This window comes from Maritimimonas sp. 2304DJ26-3, assembly GCF_056591635.1.
This window is the reverse complement of the sequence record NZ_JBWQOK010000001.1, coordinates 421,144-444,845: the sequence shown is the minus strand read 5'-3', so window position 1 is coordinate 444,845 and position 23,702 is coordinate 421,144. Positions and strand designations below refer to the sequence as shown.

Annotated in this window: 20 protein-coding genes and 1 tRNA gene; 11 read left to right on the top strand and 10 right to left on the bottom strand. The window is 33.7% G+C overall.

The window, feature by feature from the left end:
- The first annotated feature begins 6 nt into the window (after positions 1 to 6).
- Positions 7 to 945 carry an MBL fold metallo-hydrolase gene (locus AC1EUV_RS02085; protein WP_480197539.1) on the top strand — a complete coding sequence of 313 codons (939 nt, stop codon included), beginning with the start codon at positions 7 to 9 and terminating at the stop codon, positions 943 to 945.
- Between the two features lie 3 nt (positions 946 to 948).
- Here AC1EUV_RS02085 and AC1EUV_RS02080 read toward each other — a convergent pair whose 3' ends face one another.
- Together AC1EUV_RS02080 and der are read right to left on the bottom strand one after the other, a co-directional pair.
- Entirely contained in the window at positions 949 to 2,379 is a 1,431-nt protein-coding gene (locus AC1EUV_RS02080; RefSeq protein ID WP_480197001.1) for an amidohydrolase, read from the bottom strand.
- A gap of 68 nt (positions 2,380 to 2,447) precedes the next feature.
- Positions 2,448 to 3,752, bottom strand: coding sequence for a ribosome biogenesis GTPase Der (der, locus tag AC1EUV_RS02075; RefSeq protein WP_480197000.1), 1,305 nt, complete (start codon positions 3,750 to 3,752; stop codon positions 2,448 to 2,450).
- Here der and AC1EUV_RS02070 point away from each other — a divergent pair.
- Positions 3,751 to 4,353, top strand: coding sequence for a GTP-binding protein (locus AC1EUV_RS02070; RefSeq protein ID WP_480196999.1), 603 nt, complete (start codon positions 3,751 to 3,753; stop codon positions 4,351 to 4,353). The two genes, der and AC1EUV_RS02070, sit on opposite strands and share 2 nt — an antisense overlap.
- A gap of 70 nt (positions 4,354 to 4,423) precedes the next feature.
- Here AC1EUV_RS02070 and AC1EUV_RS02065 read toward each other — a convergent pair whose 3' ends face one another.
- Entirely contained in the window at positions 4,424 to 5,443 is a 1,020-nt protein-coding gene (locus AC1EUV_RS02065) for a sensor histidine kinase (RefSeq protein WP_480196998.1), read from the bottom strand.
- Positions 5,444 to 5,586: 143 nt separating this feature from the next.
- Entirely contained in the window at positions 5,587 to 6,369 is a 783-nt protein-coding gene (locus tag AC1EUV_RS02060) for a LytR/AlgR family response regulator transcription factor (RefSeq protein ID WP_480196997.1), read from the bottom strand.
- A 326-nt stretch (positions 6,370 to 6,695) separates the two neighbouring features.
- On the opposite strand from AC1EUV_RS02060, the gene AC1EUV_RS02055 reads away from it, so the two are divergent.
- The 3 genes from AC1EUV_RS02055 to AC1EUV_RS02045 are packed head-to-tail and all read left to right on the top strand — an operon-like array spanning position 6,696 to position 11,808.
- Positions 6,696 to 9,827, top strand: a complete 3,132-nt coding sequence (locus tag AC1EUV_RS02055) for a SusC/RagA family TonB-linked outer membrane protein (RefSeq protein ID WP_480196996.1) — start codon at positions 6,696 to 6,698, stop codon at positions 9,825 to 9,827.
- Positions 9,828 to 9,846: 19 nt separating this feature from the next.
- On the top strand, positions 9,847 to 11,265 hold the full coding sequence (locus AC1EUV_RS02050) for a SusD/RagB family nutrient-binding outer membrane lipoprotein (protein WP_480196995.1): 1,419 nt from the start codon (positions 9,847 to 9,849) through the stop codon (positions 11,263 to 11,265).
- A gap of 12 nt (positions 11,266 to 11,277) precedes the next feature.
- Positions 11,278 to 11,808: a hypothetical protein gene (locus AC1EUV_RS02045; RefSeq protein WP_480196994.1), complete on the top strand. Its 531-nt coding sequence runs from the start codon at positions 11,278 to 11,280 to the stop codon at positions 11,806 to 11,808.
- Between the two features lie 217 nt (positions 11,809 to 12,025).
- Here AC1EUV_RS02045 and pyrF read toward each other — a convergent pair whose 3' ends face one another.
- Positions 12,026 to 12,835 (bottom strand): orotidine-5'-phosphate decarboxylase, encoded by an 810-nt coding sequence (pyrF, locus tag AC1EUV_RS02040; RefSeq protein ID WP_480196993.1) that lies wholly within the window; start codon positions 12,833 to 12,835, stop codon positions 12,026 to 12,028.
- 65 nt (positions 12,836 to 12,900) lie between these two features.
- On the opposite strand from pyrF, the gene AC1EUV_RS02035 reads away from it, so the two are divergent.
- The 5 genes from AC1EUV_RS02035 (at position 12,901) to AC1EUV_RS02015 (ending at position 18,538) form a co-directional block, all read left to right on the top strand.
- The gene (locus AC1EUV_RS02035) at positions 12,901 to 13,977 is read left to right on the top strand and encodes an ABC transporter permease (RefSeq protein ID WP_480196992.1); all 1,077 of its coding nucleotides are present in this window, start codon (positions 12,901 to 12,903) and stop codon (positions 13,975 to 13,977) included.
- A gap of 4 nt (positions 13,978 to 13,981) precedes the next feature.
- The gene (gene tpiA / locus AC1EUV_RS02030; RefSeq protein ID WP_480196991.1) at positions 13,982 to 14,740 is read left to right on the top strand and encodes a triose-phosphate isomerase; all 759 of its coding nucleotides are present in this window, start codon (positions 13,982 to 13,984) and stop codon (positions 14,738 to 14,740) included.
- The gene (gene prmA / locus AC1EUV_RS02025; protein ID WP_480196990.1) at positions 14,740 to 15,570 is read left to right on the top strand and encodes a 50S ribosomal protein L11 methyltransferase; all 831 of its coding nucleotides are present in this window, start codon (positions 14,740 to 14,742) and stop codon (positions 15,568 to 15,570) included. The genes tpiA and prmA overlap by 1 nt, the downstream gene beginning before the upstream one ends.
- 223 nt (positions 15,571 to 15,793) lie before the next feature.
- On the top strand, positions 15,794 to 16,069 hold the full coding sequence (locus AC1EUV_RS02020) for an ATP-dependent Clp protease adaptor ClpS (RefSeq protein ID WP_480196989.1): 276 nt from the start codon (positions 15,794 to 15,796) through the stop codon (positions 16,067 to 16,069).
- Positions 16,070 to 16,267: 198 nt separating this feature from the next.
- Positions 16,268 to 18,538, top strand: coding sequence for an aconitate hydratase (locus AC1EUV_RS02015; RefSeq protein ID WP_480196988.1), 2,271 nt, complete (start codon positions 16,268 to 16,270; stop codon positions 18,536 to 18,538).
- An 82-nt stretch (positions 18,539 to 18,620) separates the two neighbouring features.
- Here the strand turns inward: AC1EUV_RS02015 and AC1EUV_RS02010 are convergent, their stop codons facing one another.
- The 4 genes from AC1EUV_RS02010 to AC1EUV_RS01995 form a co-directional block, all read right to left on the bottom strand.
- Positions 18,621 to 19,319 carry a FecR domain-containing protein gene (locus tag AC1EUV_RS02010; protein ID WP_480196987.1) on the bottom strand — a complete coding sequence of 233 codons (699 nt, stop codon included), beginning with the start codon at positions 19,317 to 19,319 and terminating at the stop codon, positions 18,621 to 18,623.
- 123 nt (positions 19,320 to 19,442) lie between these two features.
- A complete protein-coding gene (locus AC1EUV_RS02005; protein WP_480196986.1) occupies positions 19,443 to 19,958 on the bottom strand; it encodes an RNA polymerase sigma factor in 516 nt (171 codons plus the stop codon).
- A gap of 780 nt (positions 19,959 to 20,738) precedes the next feature.
- Positions 20,739 to 20,812 (bottom strand) — tRNA-Arg (locus AC1EUV_RS02000).
- A 68-nt stretch (positions 20,813 to 20,880) separates the two neighbouring features.
- Positions 20,881 to 21,033 (bottom strand): SsrA-binding protein, encoded by a 153-nt coding sequence (locus tag AC1EUV_RS01995; RefSeq protein ID WP_480196985.1) that lies wholly within the window; start codon positions 21,031 to 21,033, stop codon positions 20,881 to 20,883.
- Positions 21,034 to 21,648: 615 nt separating this feature from the next.
- On the opposite strand from AC1EUV_RS01995, the gene AC1EUV_RS01990 reads away from it, so the two are divergent.
- Positions 21,649 to 22,602, top strand: coding sequence for a calcium/sodium antiporter (locus tag AC1EUV_RS01990; RefSeq protein ID WP_480196984.1), 954 nt, complete (start codon positions 21,649 to 21,651; stop codon positions 22,600 to 22,602).
- A gap of 52 nt (positions 22,603 to 22,654) precedes the next feature.
- On the opposite strand, the gene AC1EUV_RS01985 is transcribed toward AC1EUV_RS01990, so the two are convergent.
- Entirely contained in the window at positions 22,655 to 23,665 is a 1,011-nt protein-coding gene (locus AC1EUV_RS01985; protein ID WP_480196983.1) for a glutamine synthetase beta-grasp domain-containing protein, read from the bottom strand.
- Between the last annotated feature and the right edge of the window lie 37 nt (positions 23,666 to 23,702).

Below are 23,702 nucleotides of genomic sequence, written 5' to 3'. Positions count from 1 at the left end.
TTATTAATGAGATTTTTTATATACATACTTTTTTCATTTTTTCTTATTTCTTGCTCTGGTAAAAAAGAGGGAATAATTGAAACAAAAAATGATCCTTACATTGTGGTTCTGGGTGTTGCTCAAGATGCTGGTTATCCTCAAATTTCTTGTCAAAAAGAATGTTGCCAAAGAGTATACAATAATGTAGAACATAAAAGATTGGTAAGTTCTATTGCCTTAGTTGATCCTATTTCTAATGAAAGTTGGGTTTTTGATGCAACTCCTGATTTTACTGAGCAGACTAATTTACTTTCAAAATATTTAAAAGATAAAGAATTACCAGACGGCATCTTTTTAACACATGGTCACATGGGGCATTACACAGGTTTAATGTACTTGGGTAGAGAAGCAATGAGTGCTCAGAAAATACCAGTCTATGTAATGCCAAAAATGAAACAATATTTATCTGAAAACGGACCTTGGAGTCAATTGGTAAAACTGAATAATGTTAAACTAAAATCTGTAAGGAGGGACTCAACGATTGTTTTAAATAAAAGAATTTCTGTAACTCCAATTCAAGTTCCACATCGAGATGAGTTTACAGAAACAGTAGGGTTTATAATTAATAATCAAAATAAGAAGGCTTTATTTATACCTGATATTGATAAGTGGAGTAAATGGGATAGAAGCATTAATGACTATATTAAGGACGTGGATATTGCTTTACTAGATGCAACTTTTTTTAAAAACGGAGAAATCAACCGAGATATGAATGAGGTGCCGCATCCTTTTGTTGAAGAAAGTATGAGTCTATTTAATGAATTGTCAGAAGAGAATAAAAAGAAAATCTATTTTATTCATTTCAACCATACCAACCCATTATTAATTGATGGTAGCGAAGCTCAAAAAAATGTGCTCGAAAAAGGATTTAATGTTGCAAAACAAGAAATGATTATTTCTTTTTAATTGCTATTTTCTATAATTTAATGCTGGTGCTCTATCCCCTAATAACGGAATATATTTAAAGTCAGCGCCTCTTCGTTTTTTAAATTCTTCTTTTGCTTTATCAATTATTTCTTGATCTGAAAATAAATCTATTGCTGTTAAAGCCAAAGTTTTGGCAGCGACAATCATTCCTTTATTACCAATATCAGTTCCCCCTGTAGCAACTGCTTGCCAGCTATGTGCTGGAGTGCCAGGTACCCAAGTAGCAGCTCTCATACCAGCAGTTGGAACAGCAAAACTTACGTCACCAACATCAGTAGATCCAGAACCTTTAGAATTCAAATTGGTTTCATAAGGAAATATTCCTTCTGTATATGTTAAATCAAGAGATTTAATACCTAAACTTTTAGAAATTTTTTCTGCAAATATTTTTTCTTCAGGAGTATAATTAAACCCGCCAACTGAAGATAAGTTATCATGCATTAATTTTTGTAATGTTAAGTTATGAAGCATTTCATGAGTCCCTCCAATCATTTCATAATCCATAGTTGTTCCTGTGCCTAAAGCTGCACCCTCGGCAGCTTTAATAATTCTATCAAAAATTTTAATTACTTTATCTCGTCTTGGGTGTCTAGAATAATAGTAAACTTCTGCATAATTTGGAACCACATTAGGCGCTTTGCCACCATCTGTAATTACATAATGTATTCTAGACTCTTGAGGTATGTGCTCACGCATCATGTTTACCATATAGTTCATAGCTTCTACAGCATCTAATGCAGAACGACCTTGTTCGGGTGCACCTGCGGCATGAGCAGAAACCCCATAAAATCTAAATTTTGCTGATTTATTAGCTAAAGCAATTCTAGGATTGGCACTATTCTTATTACTAGCATGCCAATGTAAAACAACATCAACATCATTAAACAAACCTTCTCGTGTCATATATACTTTGCCCGAACCTCCTTCTTCAGCTGGTGTACCATAAAATCGTATTGTCCCTTTTTTATTATTGGTCTTTAACCAATTTTTTATCTCTATCGTAGCGGCAGTTGAAGCCGTGCCAAATAAATGATGGCCACAAGCATGTCCAGCTTTTCCGTTAGCGGATTTCTTTTCAGGAATCGCCTGTTGTGAAAGACCAGGTAATGCATCATATTCTCCTAAAATAGCAATCACAGGTTCGCCTGAACCATATTCTGCAATAAAAGCAGTGGGCATTCCTGCCACCCCTTTTTTTATTGTAAATCCTTCATCACTAAGATTCTGTTGTAATAACGCAGCACTTTTTTCTTCTTGATAACCCATTTCTGCATAATTCCAGATTGTTTGAGCGATCTTGCTGTACTTTTCTTTTTTACTATCAATTTTCTTTAAAACATCTTGTTTGTTTTTTTGACCAAAAAGAACAGATGTGCTAAAAAGCAGGAATAAAAAAATAATTTTGAAGTTCATGAGGGTACATTTAAGGTTGATGAAATAAATGTACAAAATATTGGACGATGGTTAAGATCTCGAAAGTATTATTTCTTTCTGAAGTAAATTATGATAGGTACTCCATGAAAATTATAAATCTCTCTCATTTTATTTTCAAGGTATCGCTTATAAGGGTCTTTTACATATTGTGGTAAATTGCAAAAAAATGCGAATTGAGGTGTAGGCGTTGGTAACTGAGTACAGAATTTTATTTTTACAAACTTCCCTTTTGTAGCAGGTGGTGGATTTTGCTGAATGATATCTAACATAGTTTCATTCAATTTGCTAGTTGCAATTCTATTACTTCGGCTTTTGTGAACTTCAACGGCTGTTTCAATTGCCTTAAAAATTCGCTGTTTAGTAAGAGCCGAAATAAATAAAATAGGAACATCTGTAAAAGGCGCAATTTCTTTTCTAATATGCGCTTCGAATTGCTTAGTAGTATGCGTATCTTTTTCAACGAGATCCCATTTGTTAACAAGGATTACAACTCCTTTTTTGTTTTTTTCAGCTAGCCAAAAAATGTTTTGGTCTTGACCTTCAAATCCTCGAGTAGCATCTAAAACCAAAATAGCAACATCACAATGCTCTATAGCTCTAACTGAACGCATTACTGAATAGAATTCTAAATCTTCTTTTACCTTAGACTTTCTACGGATTCCTGCCGTATCTACTAAGTTAAATTCAAACCCAAAACGATTGTATTTGGTATCAATAGCATCTCGAGTTGTACCTGCAATATCTGTTACAATATAGCGGTCTTCACCGATAAGGGCATTGATAAACGAAGATTTACCAGCATTGGGTCTACCCACAACTGCAAAACGAGGAAGTTCATCTATAATTTCCTCCTCTTTTTCAGGTAAAGCTTCAACAAGCGCATCTAATAAATCACCTGTGCCGCTACCATTAATACTTGCAATTGGGTAATATTCACCTAGACCCAAAGAATAGAACTCTACAGCATCATCTCTGCGTTTATTATTATCAACTTTATTTACTGCTAAAAAAACAGGTTTTTTAGCCTTTCTAAGCAGTTGAGCAACGTCTTTATCCATACCAGTCACACCAGATTCAACATCTACCATAAAAATGATGGCATCGGCTTCATCTATAGCAAGCTCAACTTGTTTGTCTATTTCAGCTTCAAAAATATCGTCTGAACCGACTACATAACCACCGGTATCAATAAGGGTAAACTCTTGTCCGTTCCACTCAGATTTTCCATAATGACGATCACGTGTAACACCACTAACAGCATCAACGATAGCCTCGCGACGCTGAATTAAACGATTAAAAAAAGTGGATTTACCAACATTTGGTCTACCAACTACGGCAACAATGTTTCCCATGGCTTTTAAATATGGGTGCAAAGATAACCTATTAGGAATAGATTTTATAAATTTAAGATTGAATAAACATAGTTTGCAAGTGGATGATTTTTCTATTGATAATCAATTAAACAAAATTCTATTAAAGCCTCGCTTTGTATTAGAACATCAAGAATCTAAAAACAATATTCTTGAAAAATTTAAAAATGTATTTAAACTAAGTTCTTCTGATATTAGAGGAAAAGTGACAGGAAATCATATTGTTATTGATGTTGCTAAAATTGATGAGCATTTCTGGTCACCACAATTGCAGTTGGAGGTTGAAAATGTAGGAAATGATGCGTCAATTGTTAAAGGGTTATTTGGACCCAAACCAACATTATGGACATTATTTATGTTTATTTATTTTGGTGTAGCATTAGCCTTTGCCGTTTTTGCAACAATGCTCTATACCGATTTGAGTTTAGGGAAAAACCACTCTGTATCACTTGGGTTAACTATTACGATGCCAATCTTATGGGTGTTTTTTTACATTTTTGGACGCTGGGGGAAGAAAAAAGGACATCAGCAGATGATGGAGTTGGGTAATTTCATACGAAGAGTTTTAATCGACAAATATTAAAATTTAATTCGAAGAATAAGCTATTTAAATTATACATAGGAGAATACATCAAGAAAAAAATGAATACTATTTACTCACTTTTAGTCTTAGTTGGTTTACTAATCATATTGTGTCTAATTTTCATATTTGGAAATTTTAATGGTATTTGGATTTCCGTCACTACTAATTTATTGTCTTTGTTATAAAAAAGAAAGGAATAGTCATCATTATATAAGGTTTTTAATCGTTCTATTAAATTTTTTAACCCTGAACCTTGAGAAATTAAGACCTCAAAAGGTTTGTCCAACAGTATTCCATCATTATAGATCTTTAAAATAAGCTTGTCATTTTTACTTGTTATTTTAATGACTACATTAAGTTCACTATGGAATTTTGAATAGCCATGCTTCACAGAATTTTCAACAATTACCTGCAACAGTAGACTTGGAATGAGTGCGTCTTTCACTCCATTTTGAACGTTTAACGCCATGGATAGATCATCTGAAAAACGAACTTTAATGATTTCCAAATATTTATTAAGAATGTTGATTTCTTGTTGTAATTCAATTATATTATTATCTCTATAGTCAATAATTTCGCGTAATAAATCACTCAAGTTAACCAATACTTCTTGCGACTTCTTAATATCGCTGCTCATTAATGAATGAATGCTGTTTAACGTATTAAATAAAAAGTGAGGTTGTAACTGCGACTTCAGAGCTTTTAGCTTAGAATATGCTAGTTGTCTTGATAATTTGATCTTCTTACCCTCACTTTCCTTAAGTTGCTGAATATAATAATATAACATTATGATACCCAACATTGAAGTGTAGATTAGAAAGTTTAAGCTGAAGACATCTACGTAATGATTAAGCGATACTGTTCTCTTAAATGAACCTGCTGAGCCTCTTATGAGAAAACCTACAGAGCCTGCAAAAAGAAAAATTAGCCATGGAAAAATAAAAGAAAGAAAAAAATTAATAATTAACACATTGATCCAACTTAACTCTTTGAGCATCCATTTTGTTAAACGAGCAACAAGTACCATAATAACTATTACGATAAACCAATCTAATAATAAATTGTAGAATAACAAAAAAAACCAACTCATTGTTTTGTAATCCTGGTTTATTTCATTTGCCGGATTAAATTCATATCTCCAATAAATTTTCTTTAATAACTCAAAGAAAGTAACGAGTGAATAATATAACACTAAGTATTTGAGCAGTAAGCTATCGATTCCGAAAACTCTTTTCATTTTAAGGTCAATCTTTTAAGTAAATCTTTTTTATAACCTTTACTGACTCTAAATAACTTCTGATCACTCATTTTAACATCAATTTCGCTAAAATTTGAATGTACCATTTCATCCATGAATTGAAGATTTATTATAGTAGATCGATGTATTCGAATAAAATGAAGAGAATTAAGTCTTACAATTAAATTAGTAAGAGATTCTCTCAGCAAGTATTTTTTTTCATCGGTATGGATCTCTGCATAATACCCGGAAGCAGTAATATATTTTACAAACTCAATATTTACAAATTTTACTTTATTGCCAATTTTAATTGAGATTTTGTTGAATATGTCCAGATTGTCACTTTTGTTTTGACTTTTAATATACTCTAATAAATCTTCTACTTTATCCTTAAAAAAATGAATATTATTTTTCGTAACAAACTCCCTAGCCCTATTAACAGAATTGTAAAATCTCTCATCTTTAAAGGGTTTTAATAAATAATCAAAAGCGAAATAATCAAAACCTTTTATCGCATACTCATCGTATGCTGTTACAAAAATGACCAATGGGCATAATTCAGGCTTTAAAGTATTCAAGACCTCAAAACCAGTCATGTCTTTCATCTGAATATCCAAAAAAATTAATGCTGGCTTCAACTCTGTAATCTTTTTAATTGCATCATAACCGTTAGAACATTCACCAATAATTTTGATATCAGGGATATCCTGAAGTAAAGATGAAATGCGTTTTCTTGCTAATGACTCGTCATCGATAATGATGGTCTCTATATATGACATATACTGTGAATTAATAAGTAAATATCGCTAATTAAGATTTGTAATTTTTATTCTCAATATACCTTAAAATCAACTTATAAGCTATTCAAATCATATAATAATTTTTTTAATTCAATAATATAACCTTTCAAATCATTTGTTTATACATAAATTTCCTTGGATTTTATATTGAATAAACAACTTTACAGCCTGCTAAATCTAATTATATAATAAGTTATGAATTTAAAACCCTTTAATTCATTATATGTGAGGCCTACTTCAAAGTTTCAATTATAATCTAGGCCGAAGTATACTTTAGCGCCACAATAATTTAAATATTTATACATATGAAATGTAAGTTTTACAATTTATGTTTCTTTTTTGTTGTGTTTTTAAGTTTTGCAACACATGCACAGGAAAGAACAATTACGGGTACTGTTTCAGACGAAACTGGCGCATTACCAGGTGTTAGTATTATCATTAAAGGTACATCTACAGGTACTGAAACTGATTTCGATGGTAACTACTCAATTAATGCGAATGTCGGCGATGTGCTGGTATTTAGCTTCGTTGGTATGGCCACCCAAGAAAAAGCAGTTGGAAGTAGTAATGTAATTGATGTTGTTTTAGTGGCAGACAACGTATTAGAAGAAGTTGTAGTTACGGCGTTAGGTATTCAAAGACAAGCACGTGCGCTTGGTTATGGTACTGATGTTGTAAAAGGCGATGACTTAGTAAAAGCGAGAGAAAGTAATATCGTAAATGCCCTACAAGGTAAAGTAACAGGTGTTCAAATTACCAACTCGAGTGGTAATATTGGAGGTTCATCAAAAATTATTATTCGTGGTGTATCTTCTTTATCTGGTAGAAATAGTCCGATTTGGATTGTTGACGGCATCATTATTAATGACTCTCAAACGGCTGGTAATAGTAGAATTTCCGGTAACAGAGATTTCGCGAATGGTGCTGCGGTAATCAACCCTGATGATGTTGAATCGATGAACGTACTGAAAGGTGCTGCCGCAACTGCCTTATATGGCTCTCGAGCTGCGGGTGGTGCAATAATTGTTACAACCAAAAAGGGTAAAGCGACTGCCGATGGTAATGCAAGAGTTACTATCAACTCTACAGTAAGATTTGATGATCTATTTAGAGTACCAGATTATCAGCAAGAATATGCCATGGGAACCGGAGGTGTTTACGACGCTGGTTTTGTTGGCTTCGATTGGGGACCACGTATCGTGGGTCAAACTGTTCCTAATTTACCAGTCACCGGACAATCTGGACCTTTAACGGCTGTGGATGATAATGGGATTAAAGATTTCTTTGATACCGGATATACTTATATTAACAATTTCGCCATTGCCGACGCGTCAGATAAAATGGATTACAGGCTAAGTTTGACCTCGTTAAACCAAACAGGGATACTGCCTGGCTCTAAATTAAATAGGTATACAGCAAGTTTTAATGCCGGTGTTAGACATAATGATAAAATAGAATCAAGATTTGGAGTTACCTATGTGAAATCGAAATCTGAAGGAACTGGTGCAACTGGTGCAAATGACCCAAATATTATTGGTTTAAGCTCTTTTAGTAGTACGTTAGATCAAAACTTATTTGATCCTTGGATCGATGCAAGTGGTAATCAAATCAACCATATTGTTGATGACGCGGGTAACTTATCAAATAACCCTCTTTGGTTGCGAAATGAGAATTCCAATGACCGTGACGATGATCGTGTGATTGCTAATGCTTCTGTAACGTATAAGCCTTTTGAAGGCTTTGCATTAACAGGAAGAATAGGTATCGATCTTGATGATGATAAACGATTTATTGAAAACAGTAAAGGTACTGTTCAAAGATTGCAAGGAGATTTTGATTCAGATAATTTGAGAAGACAAGAAATTACTTCGGATATTATTGCCTCATATACAAGAGACTTGACTGATGATTTTTCGTTGAATGTACTAGGAGGTTTTCAGTATAATTCGAGACTTGTTGAGCGTCAAAGAATTCAAGGAGTAAATTTATTAATACCGGAATTATTTAGCCCTGCCAATGCTGCGCAAACCATTGCAACCAGAGATTTTGCTGAGGCTCGATTAGTTGGCTTATATGGTTCTGCGGAGTTCGGTTATAAGAACTGGGCAACCTTAACGTTGACAGCGAGAAATGACTGGTCTTCTACCTTACCAGAAGATAATAATTCATATTTCTACCCATCGGCGAGTTTAGCATTGGTATTTACTGATGCATTGGGTATTGACAATGATTGGATCTCTTATGGAAAATTGAGAGCTAGTTGGGCACAGGTTGGTAATGATACTCAGGCGTATCAGTTAGATTTTAACTTTTTACCTGTTACTACTGCTACGGGTCAATATGGCTTAAACGTGAATTTTCCATTCAATGGTGCTCTGGCGTATAGAGCAAATCCAACGATTCCACCTGCCAATTTGGTGCCGGAAGAACAAACATCATATGAATTTGGATTAGATATGAAATTATTTAAAGGCAGAATAGGACTGGATGTTGCCTATTTTAAAAATCAAAATAAGGATCAGATACTACAGGTAGCCATTCCGGAAACTACAGGTTTTGGATTTAGAGTATTAAATGTAGGTCAGGTAGACCAGGAAGGTTTTGAAATTGCAATCGATGCAACGCCGCTTAAAATAGGAGATTTTATCTGGAATACAGCGATCAACTTCTCACAAGTTGAATCTGAAGTTGTAGAATTAACTCGAGAATTACAGCAATTCCAGATTGCCTCTGCCTTTAACAGTGTTCAGGTGATGGCAGTACCTGGTGAAGAATTCCAATTATTTGGTTTTGATTTCTTAAGAGAACCGACGACCGGGAGGCCAATTATCGATCCCACAACAGGCAGAAGGCAACAAGCGGGTCAGGCTGAAATTCTGGGCTCTGTCTTACCAGACTGGACCGGTGGATGGGTAAATAACTTTAGCTATAAAGGATTTAATCTAACAGCCACTGTTGATGTGCGATGGGGTGGAGTAATGAAATCGTCTACTGTTGAAAATTTACAGCAAGGTGGTTTGGTTACAGAAACATTATATGGTAGAGAGGGTACTTTTATTGATACCGAAGGTGTACTTGTTGATGCCAGTGGTAATGTAACTGAAAATAATGTACCATTATTAAATGCTCAGGACTATTGGACTCAATCATTAGGTGTAGGTTCTGTTGCTACCCCTTGGGTATTTGACGCCACGTTTGTAAAACTAAGAGAGGTTGGTATTTCATATACGTTGCCCTCTTCACTATTAGAGAGGACCTTCCTTAAAGGTGCAACTTTTGGAGTTGAAGGTAGAAATTTAGCATTACTATATTCTAAAGTTCCTCACATCGATCCAGAAGCAAGTTTATTTGGTTCAGGTGCTGATGGTTTTGGTGTTGAAAGATCGAATGTTCCTTCTACAAGAAGTATTGGTTTTAATGTAAGGCTAACATTTTAAATTTAAAAATTAAGAAAAGATGAAAAAATTAAAATTTATAGTATTGGCATCTTTAGTGATGGTGGGGTCATTGCAGTCTTGTGATAGGACCTTAGACATCAATACAGATCCATTGGCTGCTTCTTCTGCAGATCCCAATGCAGTATTGCCTTATGTTTTTGTGCAATATTCTGCGAGGAAAGTCCCTGAATTAGGGACCAGAATTTGTGACGTATCACAATATATTTCAAACACATTTAACAGCCCAAATAGAGGAAATGTGAGCAGCTTTCTTACCGGTAATACGTGGGGTATGTTTTATGTACAAGCGTTGGGAAATTTATCATTGGTAAAAACTGATGCCGCCGCCGCCGGTGAAACCAGTAATAATGTCAATGCCATCGCTACCATCTTAATGGCGCATGTTTTTTACGAGGCGACGAGCATTTGGGAAGACGTACCTTTTTCAGAGGCTTTAAATGGGACTGATTTTCCGAGCCCAAATTTTGACAGTCAAGAAGAAGTCTTAAATGGTGTTGTTGCTATGTACGATGAGGCTATGGCCTTAATAGATGCAATTCCTGCAACTGGTAACTTTGTGATTACACCAGGCAGTGATATGTTCTATGGTGGTAACATAGCAAATTGGAGAATTTTAGCCAATTCATTGAAGTTACGTACCTTGATGATGTTAAAAAGTGGAGGTACGAGTGTTGATGCACAGATTAATGAGGCCTTAGGGCAACCCTTAATGGAAAGTAACGATCAAACTGCCATGATACAATATGCAGGACAAGCAGGAGCTGAAAATGCTATGTTCACATTTATCACTCGTTTTTTTGGACCAGATAATGAAAGTCAAGATGTTTTCGGTCCAGGTGACCCGATTGATGAGCTCTTAAGTGAATCAGGAGATCCTCGTTGGGATCTGTGGGTAGCAAGAAACGACTTAGATCCTCCTGGGAATGACCTGTTTCCTGATCCTACTACTTCTGTGTTAAGCAATAATATTATTAGAGGTAATCTTCCGGATATGTTACTAATGCCTGCTGAAATAGATCTTTATAAAGCGCAATTAGCCTTAGAAGGTTTTGTAGCAGCTGGCGATGCAGACACGAATTATAGAAATGGTGTAAGAAATGCTATCAAATGGTGGGGGCAAGATGTTCCAGGTATATTGGCTACGGTCTCAACAGCCGATATTGATGCCTATATAAACGGCCTTGCTGCTCCTATATTAAATGACGTTTATAATCAGCAGTATTTGGCCGCCTTTCTACAGCCCGTAATGGCCTGGAATATTTGGAGAATTAACAAAGTTCCCGCCTTAACGGCTCCACCTAATTCAACTATTGGTGAAATTTTACGGAGATTTACATATCCGCCAGATGAAATTGCGGCGAATCCAAATACTCCGGATGATAAACCAACACAAACACCTATGTGGTTTGAAAACTAAAACACTATTAAGATGAAAAAAATAATATATATAGTATGTATGTCCGCTGTATTTTTAACCGGATGTTCTGAAGATTTTGAATTGAATGATAATGATCAGGGCCTTAACGTCCAATTATTGGATGGTAAATATGTTGCTTTCGCTGCTTCGGGAGCCAATACCACCGTTGATCCCGTTGATGCTAATGAAGGTGATGAGGAAAATTTATCTGTGGAAATTCCTAATGGTTCAACCTCAAATGTAACGGTGAATTTCACATTTAGTGGTACTGCAGAGTTTGGGACAGACTTCACAGTGGCTGATGCTACCAGTGCTGGCGGCAGCGTAGTCATTGTTCCTGATCCGAATGCTCCTGATCCGGCTAACTTGTTGGATAATGTTGATATTGTCGTTCAATTATTAACTGATGGGGTTGCGGACGGAGATAAGACATTGGTTGTGACCCTCACAAGTGCATCAAATAGTGAAGGTGAAGTTCTTGTTGGAAGAGGTGGAACAGATTTATTGAAATCTCAAACAGTCAATATAACAGATATTGACTAATAATTTAATCAATAACTGATGATAAGAAGCTCACTTTTTTGGTGAGCTTTTTGTCTTTTAAATCAAAAATAAGATAGTTTACTTCTTTTGAGAGCAACCTTAATTGATATCGCTATACATTTGACATATACTTCACGCCACTAAACTTTTGTTTCATACGGTGTGATTATTTGAATTAATTAGTAAAGCCAAGGAGTGATTACCTTGGCTTTTTTTATTAGAAATAATTTGACATTTCTTGCTGTAATTCCAATGCCTTTGCGCGCGCATTTTCTGCAAAATTTTTTCCATTAGATGCATAAATAATTCCTCTAGAAGAATTAATTAATAATCCAATATCATTATTGAGTCCATATTTACAGACATCTGCTAATTTTCCACCTTGAGCTCCTACACCGGGGACCAGCAAAAAATGATTAGGAATAATCTTTCTTATTTCGGCAAAGTAATCTGGGCGAGTTGCTCCAACAACATACATTAACTGTTCAGAATTTTTCCAAGAAAGTGATTTTTGTAGCACTTTTTTATACAATTCTTCATTTTCAATTTTTAAGGTTTGAAAATCAAGCCCGCCAATATTAGAAGTTAGAGCTAACATTATGGTAAATTTATCATTAAAAGCTAAAAACGGTTCAACAGAATCACTTCCCATATAAGGCGCAACGGTAATCGAATCAAAATTTAAATCTTCAAAAAAAGCTTTTGCATATCGCGTGGAAGTATTACCAATATCACCGCGTTTGGCATCGGCAATAGTAAAAATTTCGGGATGTTTTTCGTTTAAATAGTTAATGGTTTTTTGTAAAGCTACCCATCCTTTGATACCATAAGCTTCATAAAAGGCAATATTTGGTTTATAAGCAACAGCTAGATGATGTGTGACATCAATAATTTGTTTATTGAATTCAAAAATAGGGTTTTCTAAATTAAGTAAATGCTGAGGAATTTTTTCTAGATCTACATCTAATCCAATGCATAGAAAAGATTGTTTTTTTCTAATCTGGGCAACAAGTTCTTGTTGGGTCATTGCTTACTTTTATAGGTTGGGCAAATGTAGTGAAATTACCTATATTTGATTTTCAAAATCCACTTTTGCTCAGCTATATTTTAAACAAATCATTTTACGGAGTACTTACACTTTTTGGTGTTGTAACTGTTATTTTCTTTTTGTTTACGGTATTACCTGGTGATCCAGCGCGTATGATGCTAGATCAGAGAGAGGATAGTGAACAATTATTAGCTGTGAAAAAAAAATATGGCTTTGATAAGCCAATCTTTACGCAGTATGTGTATTATTTAAACGATCTATCGCCTATTTCTTTACATTCAAATAATAAAGAAGACTATACTTTTTTAAATTCTGATAAATATAGTTTTGCTAAGTTGTTTTCTATTGGTAATAAAACACTGGCGATAAAATGGCCATACTTAAGAGAGTCATTTCAAAAGAATGGGAAAAGTGTAGCTAGTGTTATTGGCGAAACCTTACCAAATACATTTGTATTGGCTGTGTCTGCTATTGTCATAGCCATTAGTATCGGAATTGTTTTTGGAGTGTTATCTGCAATTTTTAAAGACACTTTTTTTGATAAGTTTATTTCTGTCATTAGTACTTTAGGTATGAGTGTACCATCCTTTTTTTCAGCAATTATTTTTGCATGGTTATTTGGCTTCGTTTTACATAAATATACCAATTTGAATATGACAGGGAGTTTGTATGAAGTAGACGATTTTGGTGAAGGAAAATATATCGTTTGGAAGAACTTACTACTTCCAGCGATTGTTTTAGGTATTAGACCATTGGCGGTGGTGATTCAGTTAATGCGTAACTCTTTGTTAGAAGTGATGAATCAAGATTATATTCGTACGGCTAAAGCAAAAGGATTAACTATGTATAAGATTATTCGAAAGCATGCGCTAAAAAATGCATTGAATCCAGTTGTAACAGCAGTTTCAGGATGGTTTGCTTCGTTATTGGCTGGAGCCGTATTTGTTGAATATATCTTCAACTGGAATGGTCTCGGCAAGGAGATAGTGAACGCTTTGAATACCCTAGACTTACCCATTATTATGGGAAGTGTGTTGGTTATAGCGACAATGTTTATTATTATCAATATTTTTGTAGATGTCATTTACGGATGGCTAGATCCACGTGTAAAACTTAAATAAAATCATGAGAAAAAAAATCGTAGCAGGTAACTGGAAAATGAATTTAACTAAGGATGCTTCCTTAGAGTTGGTAAGTAAAATTAGTAGAGGGTTGCCAAATCTGTTAGAAGGTACTAGAGTTATTGTTGCACCTCCGTTTTTAAATATTCCATACGTTCAAGATTCAGCTAATCGTAATTCTAAAGTTCAAGTAGCTGCTCAAAATATGCACTTTGCTGAAAGTGGTGCTTACACAGGTGAAATATCTGCAGATATGTTACAATCTGTTGGTATTGATACAGTAATTCTAGGTCATTCTGAACGTCGAGAATATTTTAATGAAGATGCACATCTGTTAACTAGAAAAGTAGAGCAAGCACTAGAACATAAGATGGAAGTAATTTTTTGTTTTGGAGAAAAACTAGAAGATCGTCAGGGCGAAAATCATTTTGATGTGGTGCGAGAGCAATTAAAAGATTCTTTATTTCATTTAAATGACGTTGATTGGGATAAGATTATTCTCGCTTATGAGCCAGTTTGGGCTATAGGTACTGGCGAAACGGCCACGCCAGATCAAGCACAAGAAATGCATGCTTTTATTAGAAACTTAATTAAAGAACAATACGATGATGAAGTTGCTGACCGTGTTTCTATTTTATATGGAGGTAGTGTTAAACCTACCAACGCCAAAGAAATTTTTTCAAATCCAGATGTAGATGGCGGTTTAATAGGTGGTGCTTCGCTAAAAGCGAATGATTTTTTAGCTATTATTAATTCCATTTAGTGTCTAACACTTACATCGCATATAGTTTTAAAGTTTTACCTAAAGAGCCAGCTACGGAAATTCTTATAGCTGAATTAGGTTACGCCGGATTCGAAAGTTTTGTGGAAAACGAAAATGGTGTGACCGCTTATATCCAAAAAGCTGAACATCATAATGACATTCTGGGTTCAATTTATATTCTTCAAAACGATGAATTTAATATTTCTTATATCAAAGAAGAAATAGCGCAAGTCAACTGGAATAGTGAATGGGAGAAAAACTTTCAACCTATTCAAGTAGATGATGTTGTGAGTATTCGAGCACCTTTTCATGAAAATCCTAACTTAGAATACGATATTGTTATTGAACCAAAAATGAGTTTTGGCACTGGTCATCATGAAACAACTCATATGATGATACAGCATCTATTAAACATAGATTTAAAAGGTAAGAAAGTACTCGATATGGGCTGTGGTACCGGTATACTTGCGATTTTTGCAGAGCAAAAAGGAGCTCAACCTATTGATGCCATTGATATTGACAAATGGTGCTACGAAAATTCTTTAGAGAATTGCGAAAGAAATAATTGTAAATATATCTCAGTGTATGAAGGTGATGTTTCTTTACTGGTGAATAAAAAGTATGATGTTATTATTGCTAATATCAATAGAAATATTCTCTTGTCAGATATAAAAACTTATGCAAACTGCTTAAAAGATGAAGGAGTATTGCTTTTAAGTGGTTTTTACCAAGAAGATATCCCTATAATAGATGTAGAGGTTTCAAAACAGAATCTAAAACTTGATAATATTATAGAGCGTAATAACTGGGTTGCACTTAAATATTTATAAGCATTTAGTGGTTTACCATGAGTTTTAAAATTCACGGTTTTCGTTATTGATTCTATTGTAAACAACTTTTATATTCGTAGTGTATCTGTATTATTCATAATAAGCCACAAGTCAATTGACTTACGGATTTCAATTATTCTTTAAAAGTAAAAAGAGACGTATCAAAAATGCGCCTCTTTTTTTATTTACATTGATTTATTATTTTTGTTGAAATGTTTAAAGTATGAGTGGTAAAGAAAAAATACAAGAAGAGATTGATGTACTTGAGCAAGAAGTAAATCAACATGAAATCGTTTTATTCAATGATGATGTTCATACCTTTGATTTTGTAATTGACTCTTTAATAGATGTTTGCGAGCATACTCCAGAGCAAGCTGAGCAATGCACTTATTTAGTTCATTATAAAGGTAAATGTGCTGTTAAGACAGGCGAATATGATGAGCTAAAACCTCGTTGCACCCGACTTTTGAACCTAGGTTTGTCCGCCGAAATCGTTTGAAATAAGGCTTTTCTTCAAAAAATTCATTTCTAGGTTGGTAAAATTATTTCCTTTCAATTATTAATAATTTAAATAAAACACACAATTTTTATTAAATTATCATTAATAGGTTAAATTCAGCATTTTATATTAAGCATAGTTCAAAAAGTTTTCAAAAATAAGTAACTTTGCACTCGTTAATTAAACCAATTTTTAAGTATGGCATTTGATATAGAAATGATAAAGAACGTCTATAAAATTATGGGCGATCGCGTAAATAAAGCAAGAGAACTTACTGGTAAACCTCTAACTTTAGCTGAGAAAATATTGTATTCTCATCTTACTGAAGGAGCACCATCTCAAGTATTTGAAAGAGGAAAATCATATGTAGATTTTGCTCCAGATAGAATTGCTTGTCAAGATGCCACAGCACAAATGGCTTTATTGCAATTCATGCAAGCTGGTAAGAAAAAAGTTGCTGTGCCTACTACTGTGCATTGCGATCATTTAATACAAGCTAAAATTGGTGCAAAGGCAGATTTACAAAATGCTTTGAATACGAGTAATGAGGTTTTTAACTTTTTAGAGTCAGTTTCTAATAAATATGGTATTGGTTTCTGGAAACCAGGTGCTGGTATTATTCATCAAGTAGTATTGGAAAATTACGCATTCCCTGGAGGGATGATGATTGGTACAGATTCACATACTGTAAATGCCGGAGGGTTAGGTATGGTTGCCATTGGTGTTGGTGGAGCAGATGCTGTAGATGTAATGGCTGGAATGCCTTGGGAATTAAAGTTTCCTAAACTTATAGGTGTTCGCTTAACAGGAAAATTATCAGGTTGGACAGCTCCTAAAGATGTGATACTTAAAGTAGCTGAAATATTAACTGTAAAAGGTGGTACTGGAGCCATTGTTGAATATTTTGGACCTGGAGCAAGAGCGATGTCATGTACTGGTAAAGGAACTATCTGTAATATGGGTGCTGAAATTGGAGCTACTACTTCTACATTTGGTTATGATGAGTCAATGGAGCGTTATTTGCGTGCAACAGATAGAGCTGACATTGCAGATGCTGCTAATGAGGTGAAAGAACATTTAACAGGTGATGACGAAGTATATGCAAACCCAGAACAATATTTTGATCAAGTGATTGACATTAACTTATCTGAATTAGGGCCATTATTAAATGGGCCTTTTACTCCAGATTTATCTACTGAAGTTGGTAATGATATGACTGAAAAGGCAACGGTTAACGAATGGCCTTTAGATGTAGAATGGGGTTTAATTGGATCGTGTACAAATTCTTCTTACGAAGATCTATCTCGTGCATCATCGATAGCACAACAAGCTTTAGATAAAGGAATAAAGATGAAATCAGAATTGGGTATAAATCCAGGTTCTGAACAAGTGCGATATACAGCTGAACGTGACGGGATTTTAGAAGTTTTCGAAAATTTAGATGCGAAAATATTTACAAACGCTTGTGGACCTTGTATAGGGCAATGGGGTAGGTACGAGGACCCTAAAAATGCTCCCAAGAATAGTATAGTACATTCATTTAATAGAAACTTTGCTAAGAGAGCTGACGGTAACCCGAATACTCATGCATTTGTCGCATCACCAGAATTAACAGCTGCAATAGCACTTTCTGGTCGTTTAGACTTTAACCCTATAACTGATACACTTACTGCTGAAAACGGAGAAGAAGTGTTGTTAGATGAACCAACAGGATGGGAATTACCGCCAAAAGGTTTTGATGTAGATGACAATGGCTATTTAGCTCCAGAAGCTGATGGTAGTCATGTTCAAATTAATGTAAGTCCTGATTCTGAGCGTTTAGAGCTTTTAACACCTTTTGAGCCTATTGGTAGTGAAATTAATAACGCTAAGCTATTGATTAAAGCTTTTGGCAAATGTACAACAGACCACATATCTATGGCAGGCCCCTGGTTGCGTTATAGAGGACATTTAGATAACATCTCTAACAATATGCTAATTGGAGCAGTAAATGCCTATAATAAACAAACAAACTTTGTGAAGAATCAAATGACAGGTGAATATGGTGGTGTGCCAGCTACACAAAGAGCTTATAAAGCTGCTGGAGTACCTACAATAGTTGTTGGTGATCATAACTATGGAGAGGGCTCTTCTCGTGAGCATGCTGCTATGGAACCACGTCATTTAGGAGTTGTTGCTGTTTTAGTCAAATCGTTTGCTAGAATTCATGAAACGAACTTAAAGAAGCAAGGTATGTTAGGATTAACTTTTGCTAATGAGTCTGATTACGACAAAATACAAGAAGATGATTCTTTTAATTTTGTTGATCTTAAGGATTTTGCTCCGGGTAAACCGCTAACAATTCTTGTTAAACATGCTGATGGTTCAGAAGATACTATTATTGCTAATCATACATATAATACTGGTCAGATAGAATGGTTTAATTATGGTTCAGCACTAAACTTAATTAAGAAAGAGAACGGAGCTTAAAGAGCTAATGTTAAAATATTATAAAAAGAAAAACTCCTGAGAAATCAGGAGTTTTTTAATGGCTTGTAGGGTGAAACGTTAATTAAGCTAGCTTAGTTTCAGCTTCGATAATTTTACCATCTATAATGTTTAGCTTTTTACCCGCTGGTAATCTAATGATTTTGCCTTTGTAAGTAAAGCTTACTTCACCTTCTTTACAAAGAATTTCAAATGTATTGGCACGTTGCTTAACACTAAACTTAGTACCTACTAAATCATTGATCGTTCCAGACCAGGTTACTACTTCGAATGTAGAGCCTTCTTTAACATCAAAATCAGCTTCGCCAATTAGATTTACGACTCTCTTATTCTTAAAGTTTGACTTTTTATACCGTATTTGAGATGTATTGTTTAGGGCTACTAAAGATGCATCGGGTAATTTTACGGTTGTTTCGTTTTGGGCAGTTTTTACGGTTTTCATATTGTCGTAAAACGGACCAAAATAAATTCCTAAACCAATAACAAAAATAGCTGCTATTTGTAGTACTGGTTTTAATCTTTGTAATAAAGATATTGTTTCTGTTTGGGTTGTTTCTTGGTTGGTTGACATTCTCTTTTTGGCTATAATTGCGTCTAGCTTATTATATTCATTATTTACATCAAAAGAAGTGTCCTTAAAAAGTTTAGCACCTTCAGAAATACGAGTATATGAATCGTATTCGGGCAACTTTTTAAAAGCTTCCATTTCTGCATCGTTAAGTTCGTTACTTAACCATTTTTGTATTAAATTATCCTTTTCCATATTTTAATTCTATATCAATAGAACAACTAAAAGGTTTTTTTTCCTACCTAAATATAGATATTTTTTATTAGTTGTTGTATTCGGTTTAAAATAAAACAACTATAGTATTATTTTTTCCTACGGCTATATACCGTCTATTTCTTTTCTTAACTTTTCTAATGCTCCGTAAATACGTTTTTCTACTGCCTTTCTAGATATACCGAGTATTTCGGCAATTTCTTTATGTCTTTTACCTTCTGTTCTATTCATTAAGAAGGCTACACGTTGTGCTTCTGATAGTTTTGCCAAGGCACGTTCGTACTTTTGCATAAATTCAGACTCTTCTAATTTGTATTCGGGATCTTCGTGTGTATAACTCTTTGGTTTAGTTTGCTGATGTCTTAAAACTACCTTTTGATGCTTCACTTCATTAAGCATCATATTGTTAGCAGTAGTAAACAAAAACGATTTTACCTTTTCGGGAGTCACTTTCTTACAATTGTCCCAAAGTTTAATAAATGCTTCTTGAACTTTATCTTTAGGATTTAAGTTTTCACCATACTTATATCTCAAAAAGTTAAAAAGATCTGTAGAATGACTTTGAAACATTTTTGAGAAAATATGTTCTTGGCAAACACTAGTATCAAGTGTCTTAATCATTGTTTTGTGATTTGGTTTGTTTAAGGTAGAGTTAATTCGAATCTTTATTAATTATATATTAATGTATTATACTAATTTTAATTCTGCCTCTATTAACTACAATTGTTTGTCTTTTATTGTCTGTAAATAGCGAAATTTTAACATTTATATTATTGTGTTAACTCGGTATTTTATTTCTAACTGATGGGTAAAAGTAAAGGTTTTTAATGATTTTAAGTAGTTTAAATTAATGTGTGCATAAAATTTCTAAATATTATTTTAAATTTAAAAGACTGATTAACAATAAGTTAATTAAAAAAATTAAAATATTTCAATTTTTGGGTAGGAACTTTTTAGAGATCATTGTTTAATTAGTGAAAGTTGCAAATAACACTTTCGAAAACATTAAAACTAACATAACAATTAGTTAAAGTTCTTTAAAAGATTCGTAAATAATAAGTGAAACATAAAGTAAACTTAGAATTAAGTCCCTAAAAAGAAACATTTATTAAAAAATTTAGAATCTTTATAATAGAATAAAAATATAGAAAGCATTAAAATAGTTTCTGTTAGTTTCATTTTGATGAAAGGGAAAGTTGCTGTGAATTAGAAGACAAGCTGTCTTATGTTAAGTAGTAAAGCCGTAAGGCAGTTTGTCTAAAATTCGAACATATGTTTGAATTTTGTAGTCGAAAATAATTTTCCTTTCTCCCCGAAATAGGATTAATACGAAAAACAATTCCAATTCATGATAAGTAAAAAGGCTCGCACCGATATGGTATGAGCCTTTTTTATTTTTAGTGACCTCGATAGGATTCAAACCTATAACCTTCTGAGCCGTAATCAGATGCGCTATTCAGTTGCGCCACGAGGCCAATTTTGGGTTGCAAATATATTTCTTTTCTAAATAATAGAAAAATGAAATGAGTATAATTTAATACAACTAATCTATAGCATTCTTGGTAATAAATGCCCGCCAACCGATTATAGCTAATTGAAGTTTTGTAGCTTTAGAAATATCTAATCTTTTTTTCGTAAAACTTGGTAAGACAGCTTTATTGATCTTTGCTAGTAATTTGAATAGTGATTTTTTCATTGTACAATAATACAAAAGAAAAACTCTTGAATCTTTATAGTAAAAGAGACAAGAGCTTAGGTTTGGTTAATTTGAAATTGGTTTACTTATGCTACATTTTCTTTTTCATTATGTTTTGTGGTTTGGTCTAATTAAAATTTGCAGCGACTTAAAAAAGGTTAATAATTGTTTCAATAATTAAAATAATAAATAGAATCATAAATGTTTAATGGGTTAAAAGTTGATAATTATTTAGGTTTTAGAATTAATTCTTTTTCAATATGTGAACTTTCTAAATTTTGGTCACAAAAAAAATTAAAAATCTATAGAATTGCCTATCAAATTTTAATATATAATGATTTTTAAAACCACAGGTGTAATAAATAGATCTAGATATTAGTAATAATTTATTACATAAAAGCGTGTTTTTAGTTATAAAGCGTAATAATTGTAGAGTCTTTTTTAACGGTTTTGGACTAAATCATCTAAAAATCGTCTTTTTTAAGGCTGTTTTTTAGGTTTCTATTTCTTAAAAGCATTTTTTCTTTTCTTTTTTACAGAATATTTTCTTTAATAAAAGACCCATTGTCTAAGTAACTTTATACTATTTAAAATTATATTTGTCAAAAATTGTATATGAGTATTTTTTACCTAATTGCAGGTTTTTTATTATTAGTTGTTGGTGGTGAGTTTTTGGTACGATCGTCTGTGGGGTTATCATTTAAATTAAACCTATCTAAACTCGTAATAGGTATGACTGTAGTATCATTCGCAACCTCGGCTCCAGAATTGATTGTTAGTTTACAAGCGGCCTTAGATGGGTATTCAGATTTGGCGCTAAGTAATGTTGTAGGTTCTAATATAGCGAATATAGCATTGGTTCTCGGTGTTACGGCTATTATCTTTCCGTTAGCTGTGGATAAAGATTTTTATAAAATGAATTGGCCAATGATGATGCTATTGTCACTGGTGCTTTATTATTTTTTGTGGAATGATAGTGTACTGTCTTCTGCTGAGGGATTGATTCTTTTAGTTTCATTAATTGTGTTTATCTATTTTATGATCAAGCAATCTCGTAAAAATGGTTCTGTGAATGATGAAGGTGATGTTGATGAAGCTTTAAGAGAAACTTCTTCTTCAAAAATCTTTTTATGGCTTGTTATTGGAGGTGTTGCATTATGGGCCGGTTCAGAATTACTTGTTGAAGGAGCAGTAGATATTGCTGAAAAATTGGGTGTAAGTGAGCGTGTTATCGGCGTTAGCATGGTTGCTTTGGGCACAAGCGTTCCTGAGTTGGCTGCTTCAGTTATCGCTGCTTTGCGAAAAGAGAAAGCAATTTCTTTAGGGAATTTGATAGGCTCAAACATTTTTAATATTGCTTCTGTGCTGGGTTTAACTGCAATAGTAAAACCTATTCACGTAGTTGATAAAAATTTATTGTCAAATGATTTGATTTGGATGATTGCCATTTCGCTATTACTATTGCCGCTAATATTTATTCCTAAAAAGTTGATTATTTCTCGCCTAAAAGGGCTATTACTGTTTTCGGCCTACATCATATTTATATATTTATCTTTTAGAGGCTTATAAAAAAAGCCAGCTCTAAAAGCTGGCCTTATCATAATTTATTTTTAACTGTTACTTAAATATTTGCACTTTTAACAGTTTTAATAATTCTTCCTGCAATTTTGTAAGGATCTCCATTAGAAGCTGGCCTTCTATCTTCTAACCAACCTTTCCATCCTTTTTCAACAGTAATAATAGGTATTCTGATTGATGCTCCTCTATCAGAGACTCCATAACTAAAATCGTTAATAGAGGCAGTTTCGTGTAATCCAGTTAGGCGTTGATCATTGTATTGTCCATAAACTGAAATATGTTCTTTGGTAACAGGTCTAAAAGCTTCACAAATTTTCTCATACACTTCTTTAGAACCACAAGTTCTTAATGTGGTATTAGAAAAGTTTGCATGCATACCAGAACCATTCCAATCACCTTTTACAGGTTTTGGGTGATATTCAATATAGTATCCATATTTTTCAGTTAATCGATCTAGTAAATAACGAGCTACCCAAATCTCATCCCCAGCCTTTTTTGCTCCTTTAGCAAATAACTGAAATTCCCATTGACCTGGAGCAACCTCTTGGTTGATTCCTTCAAAATTTAATCCAGCTTCAATACATAAGTCTGCGTGTTGTTCAACAAAATCTCTACCCCATGTATAACGACCACCTACAGAACAATAATATTTTCCTTGTGGACCAGGAAAACCACCTCTTGGAAATCCTAACGGTAAACCAGTTTTACCGTCCATTAAGAAATATTCTTGTTCAAATCCAAACCAAAAATCATTATCATCATCATCTATGGTAGCTCTCGCATTTGAAGGGTGCGGAGTTCCATCAGCGCTTAAAACTTCTGACATCACTAAATATCCATTTTTTCTAGTTGGATCTGGATAAATTGCCACAGGCTTTAATAAACAATCTGAAGCACCTCCCGATGCTTGTTCGGTTGAAGAACCATCAAAAGACCAAACAGGGCAATCTTCTAATTTACCACTAAAATCATTTTCAACTTTAGTTTTACTTCTCATGTTTTGGGTGGGCTCATGACCATCTAACCAAATATACTCTAGCTTTGATTTGCTCATAGTACTATTTTTTTAATTTAACAATGCAAATATGTGT